A 25,035-nucleotide genomic window follows, 5' to 3' on the forward strand; every position below is an offset into this window, starting at 1 on the left:
TCGATGTCGAGATAAACCATAGTGCATGCCGTGGCTCACCGGTCGTCCGGGCCGCGCCGCTTGCGCTCCAGCCTGATCAGCCACACCGCACCCGCCACGACAGCCGCCGCCACCAGCAGCACCACCACAAGCTCACCACCGGAACCGCCGGTCGGCGAGGGGGCGATGTCGGCCAGCCGGATCGTCGTCACTCTTCCTCCTCCGTTCGCGCCCGGTTCGCTCCCGGGCCCAGAACCAGCATCAGCAGCACCGGGAACTCCAGATAGGCGTGGTAGCTCGCCAACGCGGCGTACACCGACCGGCCCCGGGCGTAATCCACCGCGAACAACAGGGCCAGCAGCAGCCCCAGGACCGCGCCCAGCCCCCAGGCCCGCACCCCGCGCAGCCCCGGCACCCGGGCGTCGAAGCGCTCCGCCGCCTCCGGCGCGTACCGCGGCAGGAACCACACCCAGACCACGTAGTGCATCGACTGGAGGAAGGCGAACACCGCCAGGAAGCGCAGCCCCGCCTGCGGCGTCAGCAGGGCCGGCGGGGTGTACGCCGCCGCCAGCCGGTCCGTCCAGCCACCGGGGCGCTCGGACAGCAGCCCGTCCAGCAGACCGCTCAACAACAGGGCCGGCACCAGCAGCACCCAGGCCGACTGCAACGCCAGGAACGCCGCACGGCCCCGCGCCAGCCGGCGCGACCACTCGGCCAGGAACAGCAGCGGCACCACGTTGTGCAGATGGGCCAGCACCACGAAGTGGTACGCGGGAAACGCCAGCGAGGCCGCGCCGGCCACCCCCAGCAGCACCACGCCCGCGAGCAGCAGCCGGGGACGGCCGCGCAGCCCGTACCGGCAGGCCGCCGCCAGCAGGCCGTACGCGAGCAGGACCTCCGCCGACTGGGCGGCCCGCGAGGGCGGCAGCAGGCGGCACAGCACGATGCCGGTCACCAGCGCCAGCAGCAGCCGCAGCAGCGGGCCGGTCAGCACGGCGGCGAAGCGGCCGGCCACGTAACGCAGCTCCAGCACGTTGTGCAGCAGGCCGAAGACGGCCAGGCCCAGCACCGCCAGGCCGGTCGGCGCCCGCAGCGCCAGTGCCAGGGCGAGGACGGCCGACAGGGCGAAGCCCGCGAACGGCGCGACGCCGGGCCGGGCGGCCGGGCCGGGCGCGGGCCAGGCGGTTCCCTCGGCGCCTGCGGTTCCTGCGGCGCCGGGGGCGCTGGTGGCGCTGGTGGCGCCGGGGACGCCGGTGGCGCCGGTGGTCGCGCCCGCGCTCGTGGTCGCCATGCTCCCCCTCTCCGTGGCACGATCCCCGCCGTGCGCTATCCGGTGGCCCTCGCCCTCACCCTGCTGACCGAGACGCCCGTCTACACCGCCGCCCTCGTCCGCGTGGGGCGGGTCCGACCCGGGCGGGCGGCCGCGGCCGCCGTCCTGGTCAACCTGGTGACGCACCCGCTGCTCTGGTGGACCCTCCGGCACTGGACCGACGGGCCGGCGGCAGCGTACTGGACGGGCTTCACGCTCGGCGAGGCCGCGGTCTGCGCCGTCGAGGCGCTGCTGCTGGGCCCGCTCGCCGGGCTCCGCCCGCGCGACCCGCTGCCCTGGCTCGCCGCCGGCACCGCCAACGCCGCCTCGCTGCTGGCCGGACTGCTGATCCTGCCCTGACCGCCGCCCCGCCCCCGCCCCGCCCCGCCCCGCCCGTGACGCGGCTTCCGGGCCCCGGCGTCCGGCCGTGCGGGGCGGGCGCGGCAGGCACGGCAGGCACGGCAGGCGGGGCGCCCACCTCGTCACGGGGCGCGAGGGGGCGGCAGGGATCCGCGGGACGCGCCCCCGGGCCGCCCCGGTACCGTGGCCGGTGACTCGACGTGCGGAAACGGGCAGGGGCCGACAGATGATCGTGGTGGACGCATCCGCGCTGGTACTGGCGCTCGCCGACCAGGGCCCGCGCGGGATCCGGGCCCGCGCGGAACTCGCCTCCGGCGGCGAATGGGTGGCGCCCGAGCACATCGTCATCGAGGTGATGCAGTCGCTGCGCGGGCTCTACCTGGCCAAGGAACTGACCGCCGAGCGGGTCGCCGAACTCACCGGAGAACTCGCGGCGGTGACGATCCGCAAGGTCGAGGTGGCGCCGCTGCTCGGCCGGATCTGGGAGCTCAAGGACAACCTCACCCCGGACGACGCCGCGTACGTCGCGGTCGCCGAGCGGTACGGGGTGCCGCTGGTCACCGCCGACCTGCGGCTGATGCGGGCCAGCGGGCCGCGCTGCGAGATCCGGGGGATCCGGCGCGACTGAGCCGCCACGGGCCGGGTGTCCTCGGAGCCCCGGCCGCGTTAGCAGGGCGACCCCCGCCCCGCCCGTGGAAGGCCCCGTCCCGATGACCGCTCCGCTCGCCGCCGCCCTGCTGCCACTGGCCCTGCTCGTCCCCGCCACCTCGCCGGTCTCCGTCGTCGAGGCCGACTTCGACCCGGCCACCGCCTTCGTCCCGCCGGCCGCCATCAGCTACGCGAGCGACCTGGTGCCGTACGGCTCGCACGTTCGGATCGTCACCGACCGCTCGATGCCCGGACGCACGGTGCTCACCCTGACGGCCTCCGGGCTCGCCCCCGACCACGAGTTCCCGGTGCACCTGCACACCGGCGGCTGCGGGGCCGACCCGGCCTCCTCCGGGCCGCACTACCAGGACGAGGTCGACCCGGTGCAGCCGTCCAGCGACCCGGTGTACGCCAACGAGCGCAACGAACTGCGGTTGGTGCTGCGCACCGACGGGCGGGGCGGGGGCAGCGCCACCACCGCGGTGGCCTGGCAGCCGCGGCCGGGCGAGGCCCGCTCGCTGGTGCTGCACGCGGGCACCCCGGCCGGCCCGCACGCGGCGGGCGACCGGGTGGCCTGCGTCAAGCTGGACGACTGAGGCCGGGCGCCGAGCCGGCCCCGGCCCGGCGGCTTCCGCGACCTCCGCGGCCTCCGGGCCGGTCAGGGCCGGGTCGGGGCCGGGTCGGGGCCGGTCAGGAGCCGAGGGTGGCGACCAGCACCGCCTTGATGGTGTGCAGCCGGTTCTCGGCCTGGTCGAACACGATGGAGTGCGCCGACTCGAACAGCTCGTCGGTGCACTCCAGCTCGGTCATGCCGGTCGCCTCGTGCATCTGCCGCCCGACGACCGTGCCGAGGTCGTGGAAGGCGGGCAGGCAGTGCAGGAACTTCACGTCCGGGTTGCCGGTGGCCCGGACGGTGTCCATGGAGACCTGGTACGGCTTGAGCAGCTCGATCCGCTCGGCCCAGACCTCCTTGGGCTCGCCCATCGAGACCCAGACGTCGGTGTAGAGGAAGTCGGCGCCGGCCACGCCCTCGGCCACGTCCTCGGTCAGGGTGATCCGGGCGCCGGTCGTCCCGGCCAGGGCCTGTGCCGACTTCTGCACCTCCTCGGTGGGCCAGAGCGCGCGCGGGGCGACGATCCGGATGTCCATGCCGAGCAGGGCGCCGGTGACCAGCAGCGAGTTGCCCATGTTGGAGCGGGCGTCGCCGAGGTAGGCGAGGGCGACCTCGGACAGCGGCTTGGCGGTGTGCTCGGTGACGGTGAGCACGTCGGCCAGCATCTGGGTGGGGTGCCACTCGTCGGTCAGACCGTTCCAGACCGGGACGCCGGCGTACTCGGCCAGCTCCTCGACGACCTCCTGGCCGTGGCCGCGGTACTCGATGCCGTCGAACATCCGGCCGAGCACCCGCGCGGTGTCCTTGATGGACTCCTTGTGGCCGATCTGCGAGCCCGCGGGGTCCAGGTAGGTGGTGGTGGCGCCCTGGTCGTGGGCGGCGACCTCGAAGGCGCAGCGGGTACGGGTGGAGGTCTTCTCGAAGATCAGCGCGATGTTCTTGCCGCGCAGCCGGGGCTGCTCGGTGCCCGCGTACTTCGCCGCCTTGAGCGTGGCGGCGAGGTCCACCAGGAAGCGGAACTCCTGGGGCGTGAAGTCGAGCTCCTTGAGGAAGTGCCTGTTCCGGAGGTTGAAGGCCATGCCGGGCTCCTGGGGTGACGGGACTACGGGAAAGCAGCAAGTCTATACGATGCCCGGAATTTCTATACAGAGGCGGGCCGGAGAAGGGGAGCCCACGGGGGCTCCCCTTCTCCGGCACCGCCCTCACAGCCGCGGGTCGACCGGCTCCGACTCCAGCGCGAGCACCGCGAAGACCGGCTCGTGCACCCGCCACAGCGGCTCCCCCGCCGCCAGCCGGTCCAGCGCCTCCAGGCCCAGCGCGTACTCGCGCAGCGCCAGCGAGCGCTTGTGGCCCAGCGCGCGCAGGCGCAGCCGGTCGAGGTGCTCGGTGTAGTCCGGACCGTAGATGATCCGCAGGTACTCCCGGCCGCGCACCTTCACGCCGGGCTGCACCAGGCCGCCCGGCCGGCCCTCGCCGCGCGCGGTGCGCACCAGCGAGGCCAGCGGCTTGACCACCATGCCCTCACCACCCGCCGCGGTCAGCTCCTCCCACCAGGCGGTGGCGGCGGCCGTCGAGGCCTCGTCCTCGGTGTCCACCAGGATCCGGCGGGTGCGGTGCAGCACCGGCTCCTTCCGGGGCTCCGGGCGCTCCGGGCGCTCCTGGTGCTCCGTGCCGTCGGCGGAGTCGGGCGCGCCAGGCCCGTCGGACGCGTCCGACGCGTCGGCGGCCACCAGGCGGTCGATCCAGGCCAGGTGCTCGTCGTGCGGGCGCACCGCGAGGTTCGCCCCTTCGGCCGCGAGCAGCTGGAACGGCGCGAGCCGGATGCCCGACAGGCCCTCGGTCGGCCAGCAGTAGCGCCGGTACGCCTCGGTGAACGCCCGCGCGTCGGCCGCGCGCTGCCGCTGGCGGGCGGTCAGACCGGCCAGGTCCAGGCCGCGCCCGGCCGCCCGCTCCAGCGCGGACAGCACCTCCGGCAGGGCCGCGCCCGCCGCCGCGCCGACCGCCGCGTACTGGCGGCGCAACAGCTCCACCGCCTTCAGCGACCAGGGCATCAGCTCGGCGTCCAGCAGCAGCCAGTCGGTGGCCAGCTCCTCGAACAGCCCGGAACGCTCGGCGGCCGCCCGGACCCGGTCGAGCACGGCGCCGGTCAACTCCTCGTCGGCGAGGAAGGCACGGCCGGTCCGGGTCCAGATCGCGCCGGGGCCGGCCACGCCGAAGCGGCGCTCCAGCGCGGCCCCGTCCCGGGCGACCAGCAGCACCGCGCGCGAGCCCATGTGCTTCTCCTCGCAGACCAGGTGCCGCACGCCGTCCGCCCGGTAGCCGAGGAACGCCTCCTCGGGGTGCTCCAGGTAGCCCTCCCGGCGGGAGGTGGCGCTCGGCGCCATCGTCGGCGGCAGGTAGGCGAGCAGCCGCGGGTCCAACGCGAAGCGGCTCATCACCTCCAGCGCGGCGGCCGCGTTCTCCTCCCGGACGGCCACCCGCCCGTGCAGCCCGGTCTCGACGGTCCGGCGCCCGGCCACGTCGGCGAGGTCCAGCGGACGGCCCTCGCGGGCGCCCGGCGCGTCGGTGATCAGCGGGCGGACCGGGGCGTACCACTCGCGCTCGGCCTCGACACTCACCAGCTCGCGTTCCGGGTAGCGCAGCGCGGTCAGACTGCCGCCGAACACGCAGCCGGTGTCCAGGCAGACGGTGTTGTTGACGAAGCTCGCCGACGGCACCGGGGTGTGGCCGTAGACCACCAGCGCCCGGCCCCGGTACTCCTCCGCCCACGGGTAGCGCACCGGCAGGCCGTACTCGTCGGTCTCGCCGGTGGTCTCCCCGTACAGCGCGTGCGAGCGGACCCGGCCGGAGTTGCGGCCGTGGTACCTCTCCGGCAGGCCGGCGTGGCAGACCACCAGGGCGCCGCCGTCCAGCAGGTAGTGACTGACCAGGCCGCGCATGAACGCGCGGGCCTCGGCCCGGAACTCCTCGCTCTCCCCGGCCAACTGGTCCAGCGACTCCTGGAGGCCGTAGGCGACGTTGACCTTCTTGCCGTCCAGCGCCCGGCCGAGCTTGTTCTCGTGGTTGCCCGGCACGCAGAGCGCGTGGCCGGCCGCCACCATGCCCATCACCAGGCGCAGCACGCCCGGGGTGTCCGGGCCGCGGTCGACCAGGTCGCCGACGAAGACGGCGGTGCGGCCCGCGGGGTGCGCGGCGTCCACCGGGCGGCCCTCGGCGTCCCGGGTGAGGGTGTAGCCGAGCCTGGTCAGCAGGGTCTCCAGCTCGGAGCGGCAGCCGTGGATGTCGCCGACGATGTCGAACGGGCCGGTGAGGTGGCGCAGGTCGTTGTAGCGCTTCTCCAGCTCGACCCCGGCCGCCGCCACCTCGGCCTCGCCACGCAGGACGTGCACCTTTCGGAAGCCCTCGCGCTCCAGGCCCCGGAGGGAACGGCGCAGCTCGCGGTGCTGGCGGGGGATCACGTGGGCCGGCAGCCGACGGTCCGGGCGGGAGCGGTTGCGCTCGGCGCACACCCCCGGCGGGACGTCCAGGACGATCGCGATCGGCAGCACGTCGTGCTCGCGGGCGATCGCGACCAGCTGACGGCGGGCCTCGGGCTGGACGTTGGTGGCGTCCACGACGGTCAGCCGGCCGGCCGCCAGTCGCTTGCCGACGATGTAGTGCAGGACGTCGAAGGCCTCGGCGGAGGCGGACTGGTCGTTCTCGTCGTCGGCGACCAGGCCCCGGCAGAAGTCGGAGGAGATCACCTGGGTGGGCAGGAAGTGGCGACGGGCGAAGGTGGACTTGCCCGCGCCGCTGGTACCGATCAGGACGACGAGGGAGACGTCGGTGACGGGGAGGCGGCGGGGGGTGGTGCTCTCCGCGTGGTCCTGGCCCTGGTCGTCGCCAGGGGTGTCGGTCGTGTCATCGGTCATCGGGGCTCGCCTCCTTCGGGCGTCGTGGTCGTGGTGAACAGGGCCAGCTGGGTCGGGGCGCCGACCTGCTCGTCCTCCGGACCGACCGGGCGCAGCTCCACGGTGTAGCCGTACGCGGCGGCGACCTTCCCGGCCCAGGCGCGGAACTCGGCCCGGGACCACTCGAAGCGGTGGTCGGCGTGCCGGACGGCGCCCGCCGGCAGGCTCTCCCAGCGGACGTTGTACTCGGCGTTCGGCGTGGTGACCACGACCGTCCTCGGCCTGGCGGCGCCGAACACCGCGTACTCCAGCGCGGGCAGCCGCGGCAGGTCCAGGTGCTCGATCACCTCGCACAGCACCGCCGCGTCGAAGCCCTTGAGCCGGGCGTCGGTGTAGGTGAGCGCTCCCTGTGCCAGCGCCACCCGGGCCGCCTGACGCTCCGACAACCGCTCCAGGCCCAGCTTACGACTCGCCGCCCGCAGCGCCCGGACGGAGACGTCCACGCCGAGGATCCCGGTGAACCGGGGGTCCTTGAGCAGCTCGCCGATCAACTCGCCCTGGCCGCAACCGAGATCGGCGACACGGGCGGCACCGCTCTCACGCAGCGCGGTGAGGATCGCGGCGCGGCGCCGCTCGGCGAGGGAGGGCTGCCGGGGCTCCGGCTGCTCCCCGGCCTCCTCCCCGGGCCCGACCTCCTCCTCGGGCCGGTCGTCGACCGCGTTGTCGATCTCCTCGACCTCGCGGTCGTCGGCCTCCGCCAGCCGGGCCAGCTCCAGGCGCTCCATCGCGGCCCGGGTCAGCGACCAGCGCCGGGCCAGGTAGCGGCGGGTGATCAGGGCGCGCTCCGGGTGGGCCGCCAGCCAGCCCTGACCGGCGGCGAGCAGCTTGTCCACCTCGTCCGGGGCGACCCAGTAGTGCTTGGCACCGTCCAGTACCGGCAGCAGCACGTACAGCTGCTGGAGCGCGTCGGCGAGCCGTACCGTTCCGGAGGAGAGCGCGACCCGCACGTAGCGGGACTCGCCCCACTCGGGGAACGACTCGTCCAGCGGGATCGCCGTCGCCTCGACCTGCCAGCCCAGCGGTTCGAACAGCCGGACCACCAGGGCCGGGCCGCCGCCCTCACCCGCGCCGTTGGCGGGCACGGCGGGCAGGTCGATGCGCAGCGGACGGGCCCGCCCGGGCAGTTCGGGCCGGGCCGGGCAGGCGCCCTTCATCGCGGACCGGAACACCGTCCGCAGCGCCACCGCGAGCAGCGAGGACGCCGCGTACGGGCGGTCGTTGACGTACTGGGAGAGCGCGAAGTCGGGCGAGCCGCCGCGCCCTCTGCCGTCGCCCCGGCCCTTGCGGACCAGTGCGATCGGGTCGATGTCCAGCAGCAGCGCCGCGGTGCAGACCTCGTCCCCCGCCTCGGGGTAGAAGACGTGGGCCTCGCCGTGCGACGTGGTGAACCGCTGGACCTTGTCGGGGTGCTTGTGCAGCAGGAACCCGAGGTCCGCGGCCGGGTCCTCGGCGCTGCCGGTGGTGGAGATCGACATGAACACCCGCTGAAGTATTGCCCAGCGCCGGGGCGGCGAGCACCGGGTTTTCCCGCCCCGCGGACCGCCGACCAGCAGGTCCGACGGGCGTGTCCGCCCGGCGGGCGTGTTCGGCACCGGGGCCCCGCATTGGTTAACGTGCACGGTGTGACTGCTGAATCCACCTCGCTCGAATCCACCTCCCCGGCGAACGGCGCCGTGGCCGCCGGTCTGGCCACCATCGCCGCCGACGGCACCGTCCTCGACACCTGGTTCCCCGCCCCCGTGCTGGCCGCCGAGCCCGGCCCGGCCGGCACCGTCCGCCTGACCGCCGAGCAGGCCGAGGCCGAGCTCGGCGCCGGCGCGGCCGAGGCGCTGCGCGCCGACGCGCGCCGTGGCGTCGAGGTGGTCGCCGTGCGCACCACCATCGCCTCGCTGGACGAGAAGCCGCTCGACACCCACGACGTCTACCTGCGGCTGCACCTGCTCAGCCACCGTCTGGTCAAGCCGCACGGCCAGAACCTGGACGGCGTCTTCGGCCTGCTGGCCAACGTCGCGTGGACCAGCATCGGCCCCGTCCCGGTGGACAAGGTCGAGCAGGCCCGCCTGGCCGTGCGCGCCCAGGGCGGCCAGCTGGCCGTGTACGGGATCGACAAGTTCCCGCGGATGACCGACTACGTCGCCCCGACCGGTGTGCGCATCGCCCACGCCGACCGCGTCCGGCTCGGCGCGCACCTGGCCGTCGGCACCACCGTGATGCACGAGGGCTTCGTCAACTTCAACGCCGGCACCCTGGGCACCTCCATGGTCGAGGGCCGGATCAGCGCGGGCGTCGTCGTCGGCGACCACAGCGACATCGGCGGCGGCGCCTCGATCATGGGCACCCTGTCCGGCGGCGGCAAGCAGGTCGTCTCGGTCGGCGAGCGCTGCCTGCTCGGCGCCAACGCGGGCATCGGCATCTCGCTCGGCAGCGACTGCGTGGTCGAGGCCGGCCTGTACGTGACCGCCGGCACCCGGGTCACCACCCCGAACGGCACGGTGGCCAAGGCCGTCGAGCTGTCCGGCCAGGACAACCTGCTGTTCCGCCGCAACTCGCAGAGCGGCGCGGTCGAGGTCATCGCCCGCTCCGGCTCCTGGGGCGGCCTGAACGCCGACCTGCACGCCCACAACTGACCTGCGGGCAGCGACTGTCGGGGTCCGGCGCCGGGCGGCGCCGGGCCCCGCTCGCGTCCCCGGGCCGCTCGCGCCTCGGGGTCCACTCCCGTCCCGGCGTCCGTTCCCGTCCCCGGCGTCCGGGCGCGAGTGGGATCCGGGCGCGGGTGGAGCGGCCCACCCGTGCGGACCTCAGGGCTTGCGGTGGCGCCCCGGCGCCTTCCTCGGCCGCCGCACCGAGCGCCCGGGCCGCGGTGCGCCGCCGCCCTCGATGCCGTGGAGGATCCGCTGAGCGGCGGCATAGTCCTCGGCCACCGTCTCCGGCAGCCACTGGTAGCCGTCCCAGCGCACGATCAGCCTCGGTTCGCCCGGCGCCACATGGGCGCCCCGCGGCCGCCCGTCCATCAGCCGTACGGCCCGCAACTGCCCGACCGGCCGCAGCTGTTGCTCCCGCCTGGCCGCCCACGACGCCAGCGGTTCCTCCTCGTCCATCGCCCCAGTCTGGCCCCCCTCAGCCGTCGCCCGACACTCGCGTCACCCGACCGGGCGATGCGCTTTTCGGCCCGTCCGCTCCCTCCTTCCGCAACCCGCTCCCTTCGCCGCCGCCGGCTCACGCACTCCTGAGGACCACCAGCCGCTGGGTCGCCCTGGTCATCGCGACATAGCGGTCGACCGCGCCCTCGACCCCACCGCCGAACGCCTCCGGATCGACCAGGACGACCAGGTCGAACTCAAGTCCCTTGGACAGCTCCGGGGTCAGCGACCGGACCCGCGGCCGCGCCTCGAACCCGGGGGCGCCGATCACACAGGCGATCCCCTCGGCATGCTCGGCGAGCCAGCCGTCCAGGACGGCGTCCAGCTCCGCCACCGACCCGTGCACGACGGGGATGCCGCTGCTGCGGACGGAGGTCGGCACGTTGGCGTCCGGCAGCGCGGCCCGGATCGCGGGCTCGGCCTCGGCCATGACCTCCTCCGGTGTCCGGTAGTTGATGCTCAGCGAGGCCACCGTGGTCCGGTCGAGCCCGATCCGCTCCAACCGCTCCTGCCAGGACTCCGTGAAACCGTGCCTGGCCTGCGCCCGGTCCCCGACGATGGTGAAGCTCCGGGACGGGCAGCGCAGCAGCAGCATCTGCCACTCGGCGTCGGTCAGCTCCTGGGCCTCGTCCACCACGATGTGCGCGAACGGCCCGGCGAGCGGTTCCGGGTCGGCGACGGGCAGGGCCGTCTCGTCGACCAGGGTGTCCTGGAGGTCGCGGCCGCGCAGCATCGTCACCGCGCCCTCGCCGTCGTCGTCGGCCCGCAGCAGGTCGCCGATGACGTCGGCCATCCGCGCGCGCTCGGCGGCGGCCGCGGCCTCCCGCCGACGCCGGCGCCGGTCCGCCTCCGGATCGCCCAGCCGCTGCCGGGCCGCGTCCAGGAGCGGCAGGTCGGACACCGTCCAGGCCTGGGGCGCGTCCTTGCGCTGGAGCCTGCGGACGTCCTCGGGTGCGAGCCAGGGCGCGCACATCCGCAGGTAGGCGGGCACCGACCAGAGGTCGCCGACCAGCTCGGCCGCGTCGAGCAGCGGCCAGGCCCGGTTGAGCGTCTCGACCAGCTCCCGGTCCTGCCGCAGCGACCGGCGGAACAGCTCGGGCGAGACCCCCTCGTCCTCGTCCAGCTTGTGCATCAGGATCGTGGCCAGCTCCTCCCAGATCTGCTCGCGGGCCTCGTTGTGCGGGGTGCCCGGGTCCGGCGCGTCGAACGCGTCGGACCAGTCCTCGGCGCTCAGCCAGAGGTCGGCCCAGTGGGTGGTGACCTCCAGCCCCTCGGTGGGCGGCTCCTCGTAGAACCGGACGGCCTTCTCGATCGCCCTCACCATGTCGGCCGAGGACTTCAGCCGGGCCGCCTCCGGGTCGGTCTCGGCCCCGGCCTTCGCCCCTTCGGCGACGAGGTCCCGCACGGTGCAGGTGCGCACCCCCTCCTCGCCGAGGCTCGGCAGGACGTCGGCGACGTAGGCCAGGTAGGGCTGGTGCGGGCCGACGAACAGCACCCCGCCCCGCCGGTGGCCGAGCCGGGGGTCGGAGTAGAGCAGGTACGCGGAGCGGTGCAGGGCGACGACCGTCTTGCCGGTGCCCGGGCCGCCGTCCACCACCAGGGCGCCCCGGGAGCCGGCCCGGATGATGGCGTCCTGGTCGGCCTGGATGGTGGCCAGCACGTCCCGCATCCGGGCCGACCGGCCGCCGCCCAGGCCGGCGATGAAGGCGGACTGGTCGTCCAGCGCGGCGTGCCCCTCCAGGGCCTCGGCGGTGAACACCTCGTCCCAGTAGTCGGCGATCCGGCCACCGGTCCAGCGGTACCGGCGCCGGCTCACCAGGCCCATCGGGTCGGCGTGGGTGGCCCCGAAGAACGGCTCGGCCGCGGGCGAGCGCCAGTCGACCAGCAGCCGTCGGCCCGCGCTGTCGGTGAGGCCGAGCCGCCCGATGTACACCGGCTCCGGGTCGTCGGCGAGGACGACCCGGCCGAGGCACAGGTCCAGGCCGAAGCGGCGCAGGGCGCGCAACCGACCGGTCAGCCTGTGCACCTCGATGTCCCGGTCCATCGCCTCCCGGCCGAGGCCGCCCGGCGCCCGGCGCAGCGCGTCGAGGCGGTCGGACAGGCCAGTGATCGCCTCTTCCAGGCTCTCCGCGACGGCCGCGAAGTGCCGCTCGTCCTCGCCGATCAGTGCCGGGTCGGCCTTGGCGGCGAGGCGGGCGGGAAGGTCGAACGCACTGGTGGTCCGGCTGTTCATGGCATCAGCTCCGATCTGAGGCCTGCGATTGTGCGCCAGCACGGGGGCCTTGCCGCAAGACCCCCCGTGCGCTATACGTTGAGAGTGGCAAGGGGTGGGTTCTCCCCCGGGTCGTCCCGGTTCATCCCCGGCTCCTTTCCGGGCATGTCGACCACGCCGCGCTCCGCATCACCGATCGCATCCCCGCTCCGCATCACCGATCGCATCCCCGCTCCGCGACGCCCGGGGCCCGCTCCGCAACGCGCCCGGGGCCGTTCCGCGCCTAGCCGAGGCGGCACCGCGACGGCAACCCCGGCTCACCCGGGAGGCTTACCCCGCAGCGGAGTTGGACCGCATCGGGTGGTGTCCGGGTGACGGCGTCCGGAGCGGTTCGTTGGGTGCTACGGCGGGGGTGGGTGCCCCGGTGGCGGGCGACTGCCGCCTCCCGCCGTGCGGTCCGAGCCACCGTCGGCCGCTCCACACCGCACCACCGATGCGAAGAGGTCCCGTCATGTCCGAACCATCTGCCACGCCGCAGTTCCCGAGCAGCCCGACGGGCTCGGCCGACGGCACCTCGGCCGGACCCGCCAGCCCCAAGAGCCTGCTGGAGCAGATGCAGGAACTGCTCGCCTCCGTCTCCGCGGACCTCGCCGAACTCCAGGGCTCCGTCCCCGGGAACGCCGACTCCACCGCCTATCCGACCGGCACGGACACCTCCGGGACCTCGGACACGCAGGGCACCCGGTAGCCCCCCACCGGTTCCTCCTCGGCCGGCCCGCCCTCACCGGGCGGGCCGCCGCCGGAGGGCGAGCCACTGCGGCTCGCGGCACCGCCACCTCCACCTCCACCTCCACCGCCCGACGGACCGGTGTCGCCCGGCGGGCCGAGCCGGACCACCAGTAACGGCGCCCCGCCGCCGACCTGCTCCCGCTCCCGCTCGGCCCCACCGAGCGCCGCGGGCTGCGCCTCCCCGGCCCGGACCGCCGCCTCACGCAGCCGTACGGTGAGGTCCTTGCACTCCGACACCGCGTCCACACCGTCGATGCACGTCCAGTAGAGGCTCTCGGTGTCCGCCCCGCAGGCGAGCACCACCAGCGTCTCGCCGACGTCCCGGAGCAATCCGTCCAGCGCCCCCAGGGCCGGCGCCAAGTCCCCCAGCTCGGTGAGCCGCGCCGCCCGGCCTCCGCTCACCAGGGCGGCCCGGACGACGGAGCGGTCCAGGCAGACCGCCGCGTGCGCCCCGGCCTCGGACAGTTGCTGCCCCAGCCCGGTCAGCTCCTCGTCCTCCGACTCCGCCAGCCTGGCGCCCACCGCCTCGGTGAGCAGCGCGGCCTGCCGCGCCTCGGCCAGCACGTCCGGTACGTGCCTGGCCTCGGCCAGGGCGTGCCGGGCCGTCTTGATCAGTCGCAGCGCCTCCATGGCCACCGCTCCCCTCGCTCGCTGTCGCCGTCGACCCGGGCCGCCGGGAGGGGCGGTCCGAGGGGCGACGGCTGGTCACGGCGAAAGCGTGCGAGGAAGAGCGCGGACGCGCATCCACGGTGTCAGAAGCTGTGGAAAAGTCGGGGGCTGTGGATGAATTCCTTCCCTCACAAGGGTTGGTCGCCCACGTCCGAGTTGACGCCGAGCACATTTTCACCGGCGCCGACCGCGTTTACACCGTCGGCGACCGCGTGTTCACCGCCGGCGACCGCGCCCTCCGGCGCCGGGAAGCGGAGTTCGTTCCGCTCGATCTTGGCCGCCAGGGCCTCCAGCGGATCCACCCCGACCGCGGTGCAGAACTGCAGCAGGTACGCCAGCACGTCCGCGACCTCGTCGTGCACCCGGTGCGCGCGGTCCGGGTCGGACATCACCGCGCCGGCCTGCTCGGGCGTCAGCCACTGGAAGATCTCCAGCAGCTCCCCCGCCTCCACGCTCAGCGCCGCCGCCAGGTTCTTCGGGGTGTGGAAGGGCTCCCACCGCCGGGCCGCCGCGAAGTCCACCAGCCGCTGCCGCAAGGCCTCGACGGTGGGCTCCGCCGGCCCCGTCACTCGTTCGCTCACCCCTCCAGGTCTACCGCATCAAGACCCGCCGCCCCACCGTCCACCGGAAACGCCCCGCTGCCGGCCGGAGCTCCCGCGAGCCCGGCCGGCCCCTCCTGCCCCGCCGACGCCCCCGCCGACGCCCCCGCCGGTGCCCCTGCCGATGACCTCGCCGACGGCTCCGCCGGCCCCTCCGTCAACCCCGCCGCCGACCGGCCCGCGCCCGCCGCGGCCCCCTCGTCGGCCCCACCCCCGGCCTCCCCGGCCGCCTCCCCGCGCCCGCCCTGGACCGGCACCCGCACCGTCTCCGTCCGCAGCACCGTGAACCCCGAGTCGGGATCCCGCCGGCACTCCACCAGCACCATCCCGCCCCCGGGCGTGCCGCCCAGCACCTCCCGCGCCGCCGCCGGCTCCTGCAGGGCCGCGACCACGCGCAGCTGGCGGCGCTCCGCCATGTCCCGGGCCAGCCGCAGCAGCGTGGCGGCCTGCTCCGCGGAGAGCCCCGCGCCCAGGTCCTCGGCCAGCACGGTGAGCTGCCGGTGCGCCCAGGGCACCTCGGCGGCCACGTCGAGGTCGAGCACCCCGGCCCCGGTCAGCAGCACCGCGGCGAAGGCGAGGTGGCGCAGCATGCCGTCGGAGGCCTGGTCGGCCCCGGTGCGCCCGAGGACGCCCTCGTCGAAGACGGCGAGGACCTTCCGCACGCCCGCGCTCTCCCGCTCGGCCAGGGTGAGCCCGAGCAGCGGGTGCGGCGCGGCGGACTGCACCGCGCGCAGCAGCTGCCCGTACCGGCGCGGGCACTCGTTGCTCAGCCGGGCCACGACGGCGGAGATGTTGGCGGCGTTGCCGCGCAGCCGGGCCTGCGGGTCGGCCCGGGCCCAGCCGCGCATCAGTGCGGGGACGGGGTGCAGCGGGAAGACCTCGCGCAGCGCCGTGAGCAGGTCCTCGGTGGCGGCGAGGACGAGGCACTCGCCGGCCGACGAGCCCGCGACCCGCAGCGGCAGCTGCGCGGTGATCATCGTCCCGCTGGGGAACGGCGCCCGGATGTCGCCCTGGCGGGTGTCGTTGTGCCAGCAGACGTTGACCCGCCGGTTGCGGACGTCCTGCTCCCCGGTGTCCATCAGGGTCCGGCCGTCGAGGGTGAGCGACTCCCGGGCGATCCGGACCGGGCCGTCGGTGCGGATCACCACGTCGAGCCGGATCAGGCCGTGCGGCGAGCGGACGGTGCAGCCGAGGATGATCGCGTCCCGCCCGTGCGGCACACACCCGTCCAGGCCTCCGCGGACGGGCTCGGCGAGCGGACCGGTGCGGTCGGGCAGCCCGTCCAGCGAGTCGGCGATCTCCTCGCCGAGGGCGAGCCGGGAGAGCACGGCCAGCGCGTCGAGGGCGTTGGACTTGCCGACCCCGGCGGGCCCGTGCAGCACGGTGAGGGGCGCGAGCGGCAGCACCGCGCGCCGGTAGGACTTGAACGAGGTGAGCCGGAGCTCCTCGACGGTGGGGCGCGGCACGGGCGGCCGGTCGGGCCGTGGGGCGCCCGTTCGGAGGTGGGACGGCCCTGCGGGCCTGGTGGCGTCGCGGTTCACCTGTCGGACGTTAGCCGCAGGCCGAACGGAAGAAACGTGCCTGCGCGGCAGATTCATCCCAACGTGGCGCTCAGCGCCGGTACGCGGCCACCGTCACCGAGGCCGTCACCTCGACCGGCTCCGGCAGCTCCGCGAGCGCGGCACCGAGCCGCTCCGGATCGGTGTGCCAGGCGCTCGGCCCCATGCCGACGACGGTGCGCACGTCCTGCGGGCCGAGCCGCAGGGTGAACTCGACCTCCCGCCGCCCGGCGGGCTCCAGGTACGGTCCGAGCTTCTCGTCGATCCGCCGCTGCTTCTCCTCGTCCACCGACAACAGGCCCAGTGCGTCGACGAGTTCGCGCAGGTGGCGGGCGGTCGGCGAGACCAGCAGCAAGGTGCCGCCGGGGCGCAGCACCCGGCGGATCTCGGGCCCGTTGCGCGGGGCGAACACGTTGAGCATCAGCTCGGCCGAGGCGTCCCGCAGCGGCAGCGGGCGCCAGGCGTCGCACACCACGGCGCCGATCCGGGGGTGCGCCTTGGCGGCGCGGCGCAGCGCGAACTTGGAGATGTCCAGGGCCGCGCCGACCGTGCCGGGCAGGGCGTCCAGGACGTGCGCCAGGTAGTGACCGGTACCGGCGCCGAGGTCGGCGACCAGCCCGCCGGGCTCACCGGCGACGACGGCGGAGGCCGCCCGCGCCAGCGCCTCGGCGATCGGCCGGTAGTGCCCGGCGGCGAGGAAGTCCGCGCGGGCCGCGACCATCTCGGCGGTGTCCCCGGTGCCGGTGTGGGCGTCGCCGGCGAGGAGGCTGACGTAGCCCTGCTTGGCGAGGTCGAAGCTGTGCCCGGCCGGGCAGCGCAGGCTGCGGTCGTGCCGGGTGAGGGCCTGCGCGCAGTGCGGGCAGGCCAGGTAGCGCTCGATGTCCTGGAGCAAGGTTCCGTCTTCTCTCGCCGTACGCCCCGGCCGGTCGGGGCGCCAGCCAGCCTAACGACCCCGACGGACCCGCGCCCCGGGCCGCCACCCCGGCCCAGCGCCGACGGGCCCACGCCCCGGCCACGCCTGCCGGCCCTACCCCACGCCCCTCCCGAGTCCTGCGAGCGCCCGCCCCGCGGGGCCCCGCCGCGCGCGGTCCTGCCCCGCGAGCACCGGCCCCCGCTGCGCCCCGACCCGCAGCGCCAGCGCCACCAGCGCCTCCGGCGCGCCGGGGCGGCCGCGCACCCCGGGAAAGGCGTTGACGTCCACGATGACCGGCTCGGCGGGCCCGTCGAGCAGGTCGACCCCGTACACGTCGAGCCCGAACACCTCGCCGACGCGCAGCGCGAGCGCGGCCCGCCGGGCGGACGGCTCCCAGTCCTCCGCCCGCCCCGACTTCCCCGTGCCGGTGGCGAGCTCGGACTGCCGCCGGGCCGCGAACACCTGACCGTCGACCACCCACAGCTTCTGGTCCCAACCCGTCCCCGGGACGAACGGCTGCGTGACGACCGGCTCCTCGGGCCAGCGCTCGGCGAGTTCGCGCAACCGGGCCGGGCCGTCCACCCGGGCGACCAGGTCGTGCCGCCTGCTGTGCCGGCTCTTGACCACGAACGGGTAGGCCGGATCGGCGAGGTCGCCCAAGCGTCCGGCCGCGTCCGTGGCCGCGAAGGGCAGCCCGGCGGCGCGGGCGAGGTCGGCCATCCGCACCCGGTCCTGGCACAGCCCGGTGGCCGCCGCCGAGTTGACCACCGGCACGCCCCGCCGCTCCAGCTCCCCGGCCAGCGCCAGCGCCTGAGGCGTGCGGGCCTTGAGCAGGCAGACGTCGGCGAGCCCGGTCACGGGCCCGGCGGGCGGGACGACCGCCACCTCGTGCCCCCGGCGCACCAGCAGTTCGGCCGCCGAGGCCAGCACCGGATGCCCCGGGTCGCCGGTGATCAGTCCGATCTTCACAGCAACTCCCCCTCACCGAAGCCGAGTTGACCGTAGGCGTCGCCGCCCGCGGACACCAGCTCGACCGGCCCGCCGGGCACCAGTTCGGCGGGCCCGCCGGGCACCGACACGGCCGTCCCGCTGCGCGCGAGCCGCAGCACCGCCCGGGAGACCCGGGCCACCGCGTCCGGCACCTGCCGGAAACTCGGGAAGTCGTTGACGTCCACCACCACCGGCCCGTCCGGCCCCAGCAGCACGTCGACCCCGTACAGGTCCAGCCCGAACACCTCGCCGACCTGCGCCACGATCCGCGCGACGCTCCCCGGCAGCGGCACCTGCCGTTCGCGCACGCCCTGCCCCGGGTGCAGCGGGGAGGAACGTTCCGTCGCGAAGAGCTCGCCGTCGACGCAGTACACCTTGAGGTCGGTCCCGGAGTTGGGCACGTACGGCTGGGCGATCAGCAGCCCCTCCCCCGCCAGCTCCGGCCCGACCTCCAGCAGCTGGTCGGGGCTGCGCACCAGCCGGACGGCACGCCCGGAGCTGCCGTCGGCGGGCTTGACCACGAGCGGGTACTCGGCGGCCGGGATCTCCGCCAGCCGTTCCCAGCGCGCGGCCGCGTACGTCACCGGGACGGGCAGCCCGCGGGTGCGGCCGATGACCGCGGCGAGCGCCTTGTCCCGGACCCCGCGGATCGAGCGCACGTCGTTCACCGTGGTGAGGCCGACGGCGGCGGCCGACTCCAGCAGGGTCAGCCCGGGCCCGCCGGACACGGTCTTGAGCACCCAGGCGTCGTGGCTGCCGGCCCGGACCTCCTCGGAGATCGCCAGCAGCGAGTCCCCGGGGCGCAGCACGTCCACCCGGTGTCCCCACGCCGTGAGTTGGCGTGCCACGTCGAGCGGCATGCCGTCGTGCCGGTAGTGTTCCTCCACCAGAAAGCAGAGCCTCATGGGCCTGTCTTCCCCCTTGCCTCGCCTAGTGCAGACGTCCGCCGTCCCCCTCGGCAGAGCTGTAAAGCCTTCAGCATGCACGCTGTGTTCGCACAAGATCGCTGCGAGCGGGTAAGCGTTCGGCAACAATCGGCCCCCGGGGAGACGCCGAGGGGCATCGGGGAGGCGGCGAGGGCCCCCGGGACGTGCCCCGGAAATCCGGTGGCACCGCGCCACAGCCCCTGCTTGGATGCACGCCGTGACCCCTGTTGATCATGTTCCCGACCGCCCCCTGCTCGACGAGATCGAGCGCTACTACGACGCCGTGCCGCGCAGCGCCGCCCGCACCGAGGACTTCGGACCGCTGACCCTGTTCGTCCGGGACGGGGGCGGCTGGCCGTACTACGCCCGCCCGACCCTCGGCCACCGCGGCTCGGCCGCCACCGCCGAGGACGTCCGCCGGGTGCTGGAGCGGCAGCGGGAGCTGGGCGTCCCGGAGGCCTTCGAGTGGGTGGCCGAGCAGACCCCGGAGCTTCGCGCGGCGGTCGAGGCGGCGGGCCTGACGGTGCACGAGCACCCGCTGCTGGTACTGGGCCCGCAGGACGAAGCGGCCCCGGCGCCCGAGCTGCCGGAGCCGGTGGAGGTCCGGGTGCTGGCGCCGGACGCGCCGGAACTGGCGGCCGCGCTCGCCGTCCCGCACCTGGCCTTCGGCGATCCGGGCACGGCGGTCGGCCCGACCGGTGCGGCCGAGCTGGCCACGGCCGCGGCGCGGCTGACGGCCGACGGCACGGCGGAGCAGGTCGCCCGGCGGATCGCCGCCGGCACCACCGTGCTGGCCGCGGCCCTGGAGGACGGCACGGCCCTGTGCGCCGGCCAGCACAACCCGGTGGGCCCGGTCACCGAGGTGGCCGGGGTGGGCACGCTCCCGTCCGCGCGCCGCCGCGGACTGGGCCTGGCGGTCACCGCGGCGCTGGTCGCGCACGCCCGGGCGAACGGGGTTCGGACGGTGTTCCTGTCCGCCGCCGACGAGGACGTCGCCCGGATCTACCGCCGGGCCGGCTTCCGCACCTTCGCGACGGCCCTGATCGCGGAACCCTCCGCCCAGCAGGAGCCCGCCCGGCAGCAGCCCACCGCCCAGTAGCAGCCCTGCGGCCCCGCCGCCCGGCGCCCCGGGGCCGGCCGAGGACGGCGCCGATCAGTCGTCGTCCTCGTCCTCCTCGTCCGCCCCGGTGACCTCCTCCCCTTCCGCCTCGTCCACCATCCAGGCCGCCAGCCGCTCGGCGACGCCCGACACCCCGAGCCGCCCCTCGCGGATGGCCCGGGAGAGGCTGCGCACCTCGCGGGCGGTGGTGGCAATGGTGCAGCCGCTGGCGACCAGGTAGGCGTAGGCGACGGCGGTCGCGAAGAGTTCGTTGGTCTTCTCCAGGGCGGGCACCCGGATCAGCTGGTGCATCAGCGCGGCGGCGCGGTCCTGTGGTTCGGGGTAGACCGCGATGTCGAATATCTCGGCCTGGTGGCGGGTGACGGCCGCGAGCAGCGAGCCGTAGTCGGTGACCTGCGGGTCACCGGGGGTGTACTGCTCGGCGGTCATGAGCAGCCACGAGAGGTCGACCTCCAGCTTCAACGGCGCACGTCCTGGAGGTCGCCGGGCTCCCCGAACTCGGCGAGGAAGGCCGACTCGTACTCCTTCATGAACTGCGCGGCCGCGTCCACGAAGGCCCGCCCGGACTCGCCCATGTCCTGTTGGACCAGGCGCTCGATGTACTGGTTCATGGAGATCCCCTGCTGCTCCGCCCGTTCCCGGGCCATCTCGGCGGTCGTGGCGTCGACCCGCACGTTCAGCTGCTTCTTACCCATGCCGTTCAAGCTAGCGCTCAAGTGCTAGCACAACAAGGGCGCGTGCACACCGCCCGCACACCTGCCGCACGCCCCCGCGCAACCTCGCCGTCACCGGGACGCCGAACGGCCGGGCCCGCGGCGGCTGCCACGGACCCGGCCCGCGCCGGAAGGGAGGCGGATCAGAACTGGGTGCTGACGGTCACCCCGCTGAAGTCGGTGTTCGCGTAGAGGCTCACGTAGCGGTAGCCCGCCGTCGGGTTGGTCACCGTGATGCTCTGGGTGGTGCCCGGGTTGGTGGACGAGGCGGTGTACGCGCTCGGCGAGGCCCAGGTGCTCTCGTTGTAGTACAGGGAGGCGGTGCCGGTGCCCCCGGAGGTGGTGATCCTCAGGGTGCTGGTGCCGGCCGGCAGGTAGACGTACAGGTAGTCCAGGTTGCCGGCGGTCGCCGCCAGATCGGCCCGCGAGCAGTTCTTGCCGAGCGCGTCGGCGCGGGGGTCGGTGCAGGCCGGCGGGGTGGTGGGGCCGCCGCCTCCGCCGGTGGTCACGGTGACGGAGGTCGGGGTGCTGGCGGTCCTGCCGGTGTCGTCGGTGACGGTCAGCGCGACGGTGTAGGTGCCGGCGGCCGCGTAGGTGTGGCTCGGGTTCTGCTGGTCGGACGAGCCGCCGTCGCCGAAGGTCCAGTGCCAGGCGGTGATCCGGCCGGGGCCGGTCTGGACGGACTTGTCGGTCAGGGTGACGGTCGGGCCGTTCACGGTCTGGCCGAACAGCGCGGTCGGGCCGGCCGCGTAGCAGGCGCCACCGGCGCAGGCGTCGAGCCAGGCGTCGAAGTCGGCGTCGTAGCCGGTGCCGATGCCGTTGTAGACCGCGTAGCCGCCCTGGTAGTCGCCGGTGCGGAAGTGCGCGAGCACGGAGTCGATGTCGGCCGGGTGCTTCTCGAACATGTACCGGACCGCCAGGTAGCCCCACGGGTAGGTGCGCACGGTGTCCGAATTGCCGTACGTGTTCTGGAAGATCGTGCTCAGCTTGTACGTGTGCCTGGCGGCCTCGGCCATCGCCTGGGTGTCGGTGGTGCCGCGGTAGGCGTAGGACTCGTACTCGGCGACGCCCTCGATCCACCAGATGTCCGGGACGGAGATCTCGGTGGAGAAGTTGCCCTTGAGGTCGTAGATGTTGTCCAGGTAGTGGGTGTACTCGTGGTTGAGGTTCCACACGTTGGCGGTGAAGCCGTCGTTCCAGGACTTCTGGTACATCACGCACACGGCCCGGTTGTTCGGGTCGGTCGGGTCCATGACGGTCTGTCCGCCGTTGTCGGTGGAGTTGTTGAAGATCGCCCAGGAGTAGGTCAGGTAGTCGGCCTGGTTGGCGAAGACCGCGAGGGTCAGCTCCTTGTCGTACTGGCCGGGGATCGGCCCGTTGTCCTTCACCAGCTTGTGGAAGAAGGTGTCCTCGCCGCGCAGGCTGGCGCAGACCGCGGACAGGTCGGCGGGCGGGAGCGCCTCGGTCAGGATGGTGCGGTTGTCGCAGACCAGCTGGTTCGGCAGCACCGCGGCGGTCAGCTTGGCCGGCAGGTCGCAGGTGCCGTAGTACGAGCACTGGCCGGGGTCGAAGCTGTTGGCCTGGTACGCGGTGTGGACGTACAGCGGGCCGGTGGCGCCGGTGATCCGGGCGCCGTCGAGGACGGCCTTGACCTTGCCCTTGACCGCGGCCTCGACCGCCGGGCCGTCGCCGGCCATCCGGCCGAGGTCGTTGCCCGCGTTGACGTCCAGGTAGGCGTTGGCGGTGCCGAGCAGGTCCTTGTGGTTCAGGGCGAAGTCGCCCAGGGTGGCGCCGATGCTCGGGTCCGCGCCGACCGCGCTGACGAAGTCGGGGTTCCAGTTGCCCCGCCACAGCGGAGCGGAGAGCACCGCGTTGACCGCCTTGAGCATCTTCGGGAAGGCGTTGTACGCGTTGTCGTACGACGTCAGCACCTGCTTGTAGACGCCCAGGTAGCTGCCCTGGAGGTTGGCGCTGTCGGTGAGCACCAGGACCTCGTTGAGCACGGTGCCGTTGCCGTCGCTCACGTCGGTGCGGTGCGGCGCGGCGAAGAACGCGTCCAGGGCGGCCTTGGAGGCACCGGTCAGGGCCGCGTCGTACGGACCGACCGCCCCCGCGTTGTTCGACTGCACGTACCAGCCGGCCCGCTGGAAGAGCACGAGTTGCAGGATGCCGGTCGAGTTGTCGCCGGTGTAGCCGCCCGCCGCGTTCTGGAAGGCGTTGGCGACGGTGAGCATCTTCGCTTCCTTGAAGACGGCGCCCGCGTCCGTGCCGGTGACGTTGAACAGCGTGTTGACGCAGTCCGGGGTCGAGGCCTCCAGGAAGGAGACCAGGTCGGCCCCGCTGCGGCTGCCGAAGTCGGCCGGGGTGCAGCTCTGCGCGGTGGCGGCCGCGGCGGCGGCACCGCGGGCGGCGAGGGGCTGCTTGACCGGGGACGTCTTCGGCCCGGCCGGGCGCTGCGTGGTCTGCACGGCGGTGCCGGCCGGCTGGCCCATCACGAGCTGCCCGAGCAGCGCCGGGGGCAGCGGCTTGGCGACGGGGGCGGGTTCCTCGGCCGCACGGGACTGCTCGGCCGGGTCGACCGTGAGGAAGGCGCCGAGCGGCTTCGGCAGGGCGGAGCCCGGGTCGGCCGCCGGGGCGCCGGCCGCGGGCCGGGCGCTCGACCCGGAGGCGGCCGCGGCGGCGGAAGCAGCCGGGGCGGCGAAGGCGGCCGTGGCGGGCAGCAGCGTGGCGGCGGCACAGCAGCCGGCGACGAGGCCGGCCAGCAGGGTGGGGAGTGGTATCCGTGGGCGCACTGGTGGGTCCTTCTCCTGTGGGGGGAGGCGCTGGGAGGACTGCCGAGGCGTTGGGGGAACGCGTCATGATCCTGCCAGCGGCGGAGAGTCGGAACAATGTCACAGGTCATATGACATATCCCTGTCCAGCCATAACACCGCCCGCCGCGGCCGCTAAGGCCGGTACGTCCGTGCGGCCCACGCCTGGAAGCTCGGCGCCGCCGCGATCAGGTCCCGGTACGCCGCGGCGGCCGCCCCGAGCAGCGTCTCCACCACCTCCCCGCCCACCCCGGCCGGCCTCCAGACCAGCAGTTGCCGGACCCAGATCGGCGTCCCCGCGAGCGGTTTGACGACCACCTCGGCGAGCGGCCGGGTGGTGGCCTGGACGACGGAGATGCCGAGCCCGGCGGCGATCATCTCCTGGAGCTCCAGCCGGCCGCCGAGGAACTCGTGGACGGTCGCCGGGGCGAACCCCGCCGCGGCGCAGGCCCCGTGGAACACGCCGTGCCAGCCGGCCCCGTCGTCGGGGGTCAGGAACCACTCCTCCTCCGCCAGTTCCGCCAGCGCCACCTCGGTGCGGTGCCGCAGCCGGTGGCCGGCCGGCAGCGCGACGAAGACGGGCTCGGTGACGATGCCGCGGTGCGCGACGGACGGCGCGTGGCGCAGTTCCCGGCCCGGGTAGTCCACGGCCACCGCGGCGTCGGCCTCGTCCCGCTCCAGCAGCTCGACGATGTCGGAGGAGCGGTGGACCGACGTCAGGGTGAGGCGCTGTCCGGGCCGTTGGTGCCGCGCCCTGGTGACCAGTCCGGGCAGCAGCGGCGAGTTGGTCGCCGCCAGCCGCAGCTCGCGCGGGACGGGCCCGGCCGGGGCCTCCGGGCGGCGGCCCAGGCCGTCGGCGCGGGTGAGCAGCTCCCGGGCCGCGGCCACCACCTCCGCCCCGAAGCCGGTCGGCGCGACGCCGACGGTGGTGCGTTCGAACAGCGGGGCGCCCAGGTGGCGCTCGATCCGGCGCAGCTGGGTGCTGGTCGCCGGCTGCGAGGCGCCGAGCAGGACGGCGGCCCGGCCGACGCTCCCGGTGTCGGCGATCGCGCACAGCACGCGAAGGTGCCGCAGCTCCAGCTCCATGACGCTCCCCCTCGCGCACCCGGCCGGCCCCGGCCGACGGCGTGGGGCGGCTGCCGTCACGGGCGGTGCGACGGCGCACCGGCGCAACGGCAGGCCGGTACAACGGCACACATCACATGTCAGCGGCTCACCTTCGCCCCGGGGAATGACCTCGTCAAGCCCTCTCCCGGGGCCCGACGGCCTTGCGCGCACCATCTTTTACCAGCGCATTGCCGGCACCTGACCTTCCGCCCGGTCCGGGCCGCCCGCGCCCGCTCCGCCCCACCCCGCCCCGCCGGGAGGGGCGGGACTTGAAGACCGACCCGCCGTCCGGGAGGCTGAAGGCCCCCCTGCGTTCCCCCGAGCGGGCGCCGACCGGTGCGGAGGCCTACCGATGACAGCCATGTTCGACCAGGAGCTGCGCGAGCAGCTCGCCCAGGCCCGTCGGGACCTCGCGGCGGCCCGGGCCGAGGAGGACGCCGACGGCGTCCAGGCGTACGAGGGCCGGGTCGCCGCGCTCCTGCGGCTCGCCGCCCAGCACGGCATCGACCTGCCGCACAGCGTCGACGAGGAGGAGCACAACGAGTAGCCGGCCCCGGACGCGGCAGGAGGCGGCCACCCCGAACGGGTGACCGCCTCCTGCCGTGACTCCCGACGCCCGGGATCAGCCC

24 protein-coding genes are annotated in these 25,035 nt (G+C 74.7%); 7 read left to right on the forward strand and 17 right to left on the reverse strand.

The window, feature by feature from the left end; all coding sequences use genetic code 11:
• Positions 1 to 35: 35 nt before the first annotated feature.
• Both ACZ6EM_RS35755 and ACZ6EM_RS35760 read right to left on the reverse strand, forming a co-directional pair.
• Positions 36 to 191: a hypothetical protein gene (locus ACZ6EM_RS35755; protein WP_359909976.1), complete on the reverse strand. Its 156-nt coding sequence runs from the start codon at positions 189 to 191 to the stop codon at positions 36 to 38.
• Complete coding sequence (locus ACZ6EM_RS35760) at positions 188 to 1,270, reverse strand: hypothetical protein (protein WP_465774227.1); 1,083 nt, start codon at positions 1,268 to 1,270, stop codon at positions 188 to 190. Before ACZ6EM_RS35760 ends, ACZ6EM_RS35755 begins: the two co-directional genes overlap by 4 nt.
• A 30-nt stretch (positions 1,271 to 1,300) precedes the next feature.
• Here ACZ6EM_RS35760 and ACZ6EM_RS35765 point away from each other — a divergent pair, with 30 nt between their 5' ends.
• From ACZ6EM_RS35765 to ACZ6EM_RS35775, 3 genes are all read left to right on the forward strand, one after another.
• A complete protein-coding gene (locus tag ACZ6EM_RS35765; protein WP_465774228.1) occupies positions 1,301 to 1,648 on the forward strand; it encodes a hypothetical protein in 348 nt (115 codons plus the stop codon).
• Between the two features lie 226 nt (positions 1,649 to 1,874).
• Positions 1,875 to 2,276 carry a type II toxin-antitoxin system VapC family toxin gene (locus ACZ6EM_RS35770; RefSeq protein WP_380353518.1) on the forward strand — a complete coding sequence of 134 codons (402 nt, stop codon included), beginning with the start codon at positions 1,875 to 1,877 and terminating at the stop codon, positions 2,274 to 2,276.
• Positions 2,277 to 2,358: 82 nt separating this feature from the next.
• Positions 2,359 to 2,892, forward strand: a complete 534-nt coding sequence (locus ACZ6EM_RS35775) for a superoxide dismutase family protein (protein WP_452179546.1) — start codon at positions 2,359 to 2,361, stop codon at positions 2,890 to 2,892.
• A gap of 94 nt (positions 2,893 to 2,986) precedes the next feature.
• Here the strand turns inward: ACZ6EM_RS35775 and argF are convergent, their stop codons facing one another.
• The 3 genes from argF to ACZ6EM_RS35790 form a co-directional block, all read right to left on the reverse strand.
• Positions 2,987 to 3,988, reverse strand: coding sequence for an ornithine carbamoyltransferase (gene argF / locus ACZ6EM_RS35780; protein WP_465774229.1), 1,002 nt, complete (start codon positions 3,986 to 3,988; stop codon positions 2,987 to 2,989).
• 123 nt (positions 3,989 to 4,111) lie between these two features.
• Positions 4,112 to 6,820: a polynucleotide kinase-phosphatase gene (locus ACZ6EM_RS35785; RefSeq protein ID WP_465774230.1), complete on the reverse strand. Its 2,709-nt coding sequence runs from the start codon at positions 6,818 to 6,820 to the stop codon at positions 4,112 to 4,114.
• Positions 6,817 to 8,340 carry a 3' terminal RNA ribose 2'-O-methyltransferase Hen1 gene (locus ACZ6EM_RS35790; RefSeq protein WP_401048980.1) on the reverse strand — a complete coding sequence of 508 codons (1,524 nt, stop codon included), beginning with the start codon at positions 8,338 to 8,340 and terminating at the stop codon, positions 6,817 to 6,819. The genes ACZ6EM_RS35785 and ACZ6EM_RS35790 overlap by 4 nt, the downstream gene beginning before the upstream one ends.
• Positions 8,341 to 8,481: 141 nt before the next feature.
• On the opposite strand from ACZ6EM_RS35790, the gene dapD reads away from it, so the two are divergent.
• Complete coding sequence (gene dapD / locus ACZ6EM_RS35795; RefSeq protein WP_401048978.1) at positions 8,482 to 9,486, forward strand: 2,3,4,5-tetrahydropyridine-2,6-dicarboxylate N-succinyltransferase; 1,005 nt, start codon at positions 8,482 to 8,484, stop codon at positions 9,484 to 9,486.
• A gap of 171 nt (positions 9,487 to 9,657) precedes the next feature.
• Here the strand turns inward: dapD and ACZ6EM_RS35800 are convergent, their stop codons facing one another.
• Together ACZ6EM_RS35800 and helR are read right to left on the reverse strand one after the other, a co-directional pair.
• Positions 9,658 to 9,957, reverse strand: a complete 300-nt coding sequence (locus tag ACZ6EM_RS35800) for a DUF6087 family protein (protein WP_401048976.1) — start codon at positions 9,955 to 9,957, stop codon at positions 9,658 to 9,660.
• 118 nt (positions 9,958 to 10,075) lie between these two features.
• On the reverse strand, positions 10,076 to 12,232 hold the full coding sequence (helR, locus tag ACZ6EM_RS35805; RefSeq protein WP_401048974.1) for an RNA polymerase recycling motor ATPase HelR: 2,157 nt from the start codon (positions 12,230 to 12,232) through the stop codon (positions 10,076 to 10,078).
• 490 nt (positions 12,233 to 12,722) lie between these two features.
• Between helR and ACZ6EM_RS35810 the strand changes: the two genes are divergently transcribed.
• The gene (locus ACZ6EM_RS35810) at positions 12,723 to 12,959 is read left to right on the forward strand and encodes a hypothetical protein (protein WP_380546594.1); all 237 of its coding nucleotides are present in this window, start codon (positions 12,723 to 12,725) and stop codon (positions 12,957 to 12,959) included.
• On the opposite strand, the gene ACZ6EM_RS35815 is transcribed toward ACZ6EM_RS35810, so the two are convergent.
• From ACZ6EM_RS35815 to ACZ6EM_RS35840, 6 genes are all read right to left on the reverse strand, one after another.
• Positions 12,905 to 13,630, reverse strand: coding sequence for a DUF6099 family protein (locus tag ACZ6EM_RS35815; RefSeq protein ID WP_465774231.1), 726 nt, complete (start codon positions 13,628 to 13,630; stop codon positions 12,905 to 12,907). The two genes, ACZ6EM_RS35810 and ACZ6EM_RS35815, sit on opposite strands and share 55 nt — an antisense overlap.
• Before the next feature lie 167 nt (positions 13,631 to 13,797).
• Positions 13,798 to 14,238 (reverse strand): nucleotide pyrophosphohydrolase, encoded by a 441-nt coding sequence (locus tag ACZ6EM_RS35820; RefSeq protein ID WP_465774234.1) that lies wholly within the window; start codon positions 14,236 to 14,238, stop codon positions 13,798 to 13,800.
• An 8-nt stretch (positions 14,239 to 14,246) separates the two neighbouring features.
• Positions 14,247 to 15,734, reverse strand: coding sequence for an AAA family ATPase (locus tag ACZ6EM_RS35825; RefSeq protein WP_452179552.1), 1,488 nt, complete (start codon positions 15,732 to 15,734; stop codon positions 14,247 to 14,249).
• Positions 15,735 to 15,879: 145 nt separating this feature from the next.
• Positions 15,880 to 16,719, reverse strand: coding sequence for a putative RNA methyltransferase (locus tag ACZ6EM_RS35830; protein WP_359909934.1), 840 nt, complete (start codon positions 16,717 to 16,719; stop codon positions 15,880 to 15,882).
• Positions 16,720 to 16,854: 135 nt separating this feature from the next.
• Complete coding sequence (locus ACZ6EM_RS35835) at positions 16,855 to 17,709, reverse strand: ATP-grasp domain-containing protein (RefSeq protein WP_465774232.1); 855 nt, start codon at positions 17,707 to 17,709, stop codon at positions 16,855 to 16,857.
• Positions 17,706 to 18,635, reverse strand: coding sequence for an ATP-grasp domain-containing protein (locus ACZ6EM_RS35840; RefSeq protein ID WP_401050784.1), 930 nt, complete (start codon positions 18,633 to 18,635; stop codon positions 17,706 to 17,708). Before ACZ6EM_RS35840 ends, ACZ6EM_RS35835 begins: the two co-directional genes overlap by 4 nt.
• A 238-nt stretch (positions 18,636 to 18,873) precedes the next feature.
• On the opposite strand from ACZ6EM_RS35840, the gene ACZ6EM_RS35845 reads away from it, so the two are divergent.
• Complete coding sequence (locus ACZ6EM_RS35845) at positions 18,874 to 19,755, forward strand: GNAT family N-acetyltransferase (RefSeq protein WP_401050787.1); 882 nt, start codon at positions 18,874 to 18,876, stop codon at positions 19,753 to 19,755.
• Positions 19,756 to 19,809: 54 nt separating this feature from the next.
• Here ACZ6EM_RS35845 and ACZ6EM_RS35850 read toward each other — a convergent pair whose 3' ends face one another.
• From ACZ6EM_RS35850 to ACZ6EM_RS35865, 4 genes are all read right to left on the reverse strand, one after another.
• Complete coding sequence (locus ACZ6EM_RS35850; protein ID WP_359909922.1) at positions 19,810 to 20,238, reverse strand: fic family toxin-antitoxin system, toxin component; 429 nt, start codon at positions 20,236 to 20,238, stop codon at positions 19,810 to 19,812.
• Positions 20,235 to 20,471, reverse strand: a complete 237-nt coding sequence (locus tag ACZ6EM_RS35855) for a toxin-antitoxin system HicB family antitoxin (protein ID WP_049659744.1) — start codon at positions 20,469 to 20,471, stop codon at positions 20,235 to 20,237. The genes ACZ6EM_RS35850 and ACZ6EM_RS35855 overlap by 4 nt, the downstream gene beginning before the upstream one ends.
• A 161-nt stretch (positions 20,472 to 20,632) precedes the next feature.
• The gene (locus ACZ6EM_RS35860; protein ID WP_452180496.1) at positions 20,633 to 23,281 is read right to left on the reverse strand and encodes a collagenase; all 2,649 of its coding nucleotides are present in this window, start codon (positions 23,279 to 23,281) and stop codon (positions 20,633 to 20,635) included.
• Between the two features lie 153 nt (positions 23,282 to 23,434).
• Positions 23,435 to 24,385, reverse strand: coding sequence for a LysR family transcriptional regulator (locus ACZ6EM_RS35865; protein ID WP_465774233.1), 951 nt, complete (start codon positions 24,383 to 24,385; stop codon positions 23,435 to 23,437).
• Positions 24,386 to 24,758: 373 nt separating this feature from the next.
• Between ACZ6EM_RS35865 and ACZ6EM_RS35870 the strand changes: the two genes are divergently transcribed.
• Positions 24,759 to 24,953, forward strand: a complete 195-nt coding sequence (locus ACZ6EM_RS35870) for a hypothetical protein (RefSeq protein ID WP_380456687.1) — start codon at positions 24,759 to 24,761, stop codon at positions 24,951 to 24,953.
• Positions 24,954 to 25,035: the final 82 nt, after the last annotated feature.

Source organism: Kitasatospora sp. NPDC041917, assembly GCF_055589745.1.

Excerpts from the sequence above, each read along its gene's own strand:
- helR (WP_401048974.1), bottom strand. The coding sequence starts at position 12,232 with ATGAACAGCCGGACCACCAGTGCGTTCGACCTTCCCGCCCGCCTCGCC.
- ACZ6EM_RS35865 (WP_465774233.1), bottom strand. The coding sequence starts at position 24,385 with ATGGAGCTGGAGCTGCGGCACCTTCGCGTGCTGTGCGCGATCGCCGAC.
- ACZ6EM_RS35815 (WP_465774231.1), bottom strand. The coding sequence starts at position 13,630 with ATGGAGGCGCTGCGACTGATCAAGACGGCCCGGCACGCCCTGGCCGAG.
- ACZ6EM_RS35855 (WP_049659744.1), bottom strand. The coding sequence starts at position 20,471 with ATGGGTAAGAAGCAGCTGAACGTGCGGGTCGACGCCACGACCGCCGAG.
- ACZ6EM_RS35770 (WP_380353518.1), top strand. The coding sequence starts at position 1,875 with ATGATCGTGGTGGACGCATCCGCGCTGGTACTGGCGCTCGCCGACCAG.
- ACZ6EM_RS35800 (WP_401048976.1), bottom strand. The coding sequence starts at position 9,957 with ATGGACGAGGAGGAACCGCTGGCGTCGTGGGCGGCCAGGCGGGAGCAA.
- ACZ6EM_RS35760 (WP_465774227.1), bottom strand. The coding sequence starts at position 1,270 with ATGGCGACCACGAGCGCGGGCGCGACCACCGGCGCCACCGGCGTCCCC.
- ACZ6EM_RS35870 (WP_380456687.1), top strand. The coding sequence starts at position 24,759 with ATGACAGCCATGTTCGACCAGGAGCTGCGCGAGCAGCTCGCCCAGGCC.
- ACZ6EM_RS35775 (WP_452179546.1), top strand. The coding sequence starts at position 2,359 with ATGACCGCTCCGCTCGCCGCCGCCCTGCTGCCACTGGCCCTGCTCGTC.
- ACZ6EM_RS35840 (WP_401050784.1), bottom strand. The coding sequence starts at position 18,635 with ATGAGGCTCTGCTTTCTGGTGGAGGAACACTACCGGCACGACGGCATG.
- ACZ6EM_RS35810 (WP_380546594.1), top strand. The coding sequence starts at position 12,723 with ATGTCCGAACCATCTGCCACGCCGCAGTTCCCGAGCAGCCCGACGGGC.
- argF (WP_465774229.1), bottom strand. The coding sequence starts at position 3,988 with ATGGCCTTCAACCTCCGGAACAGGCACTTCCTCAAGGAGCTCGACTTC.
- ACZ6EM_RS35785 (WP_465774230.1), bottom strand. The coding sequence starts at position 6,820 with ATGACCGATGACACGACCGACACCCCTGGCGACGACCAGGGCCAGGAC.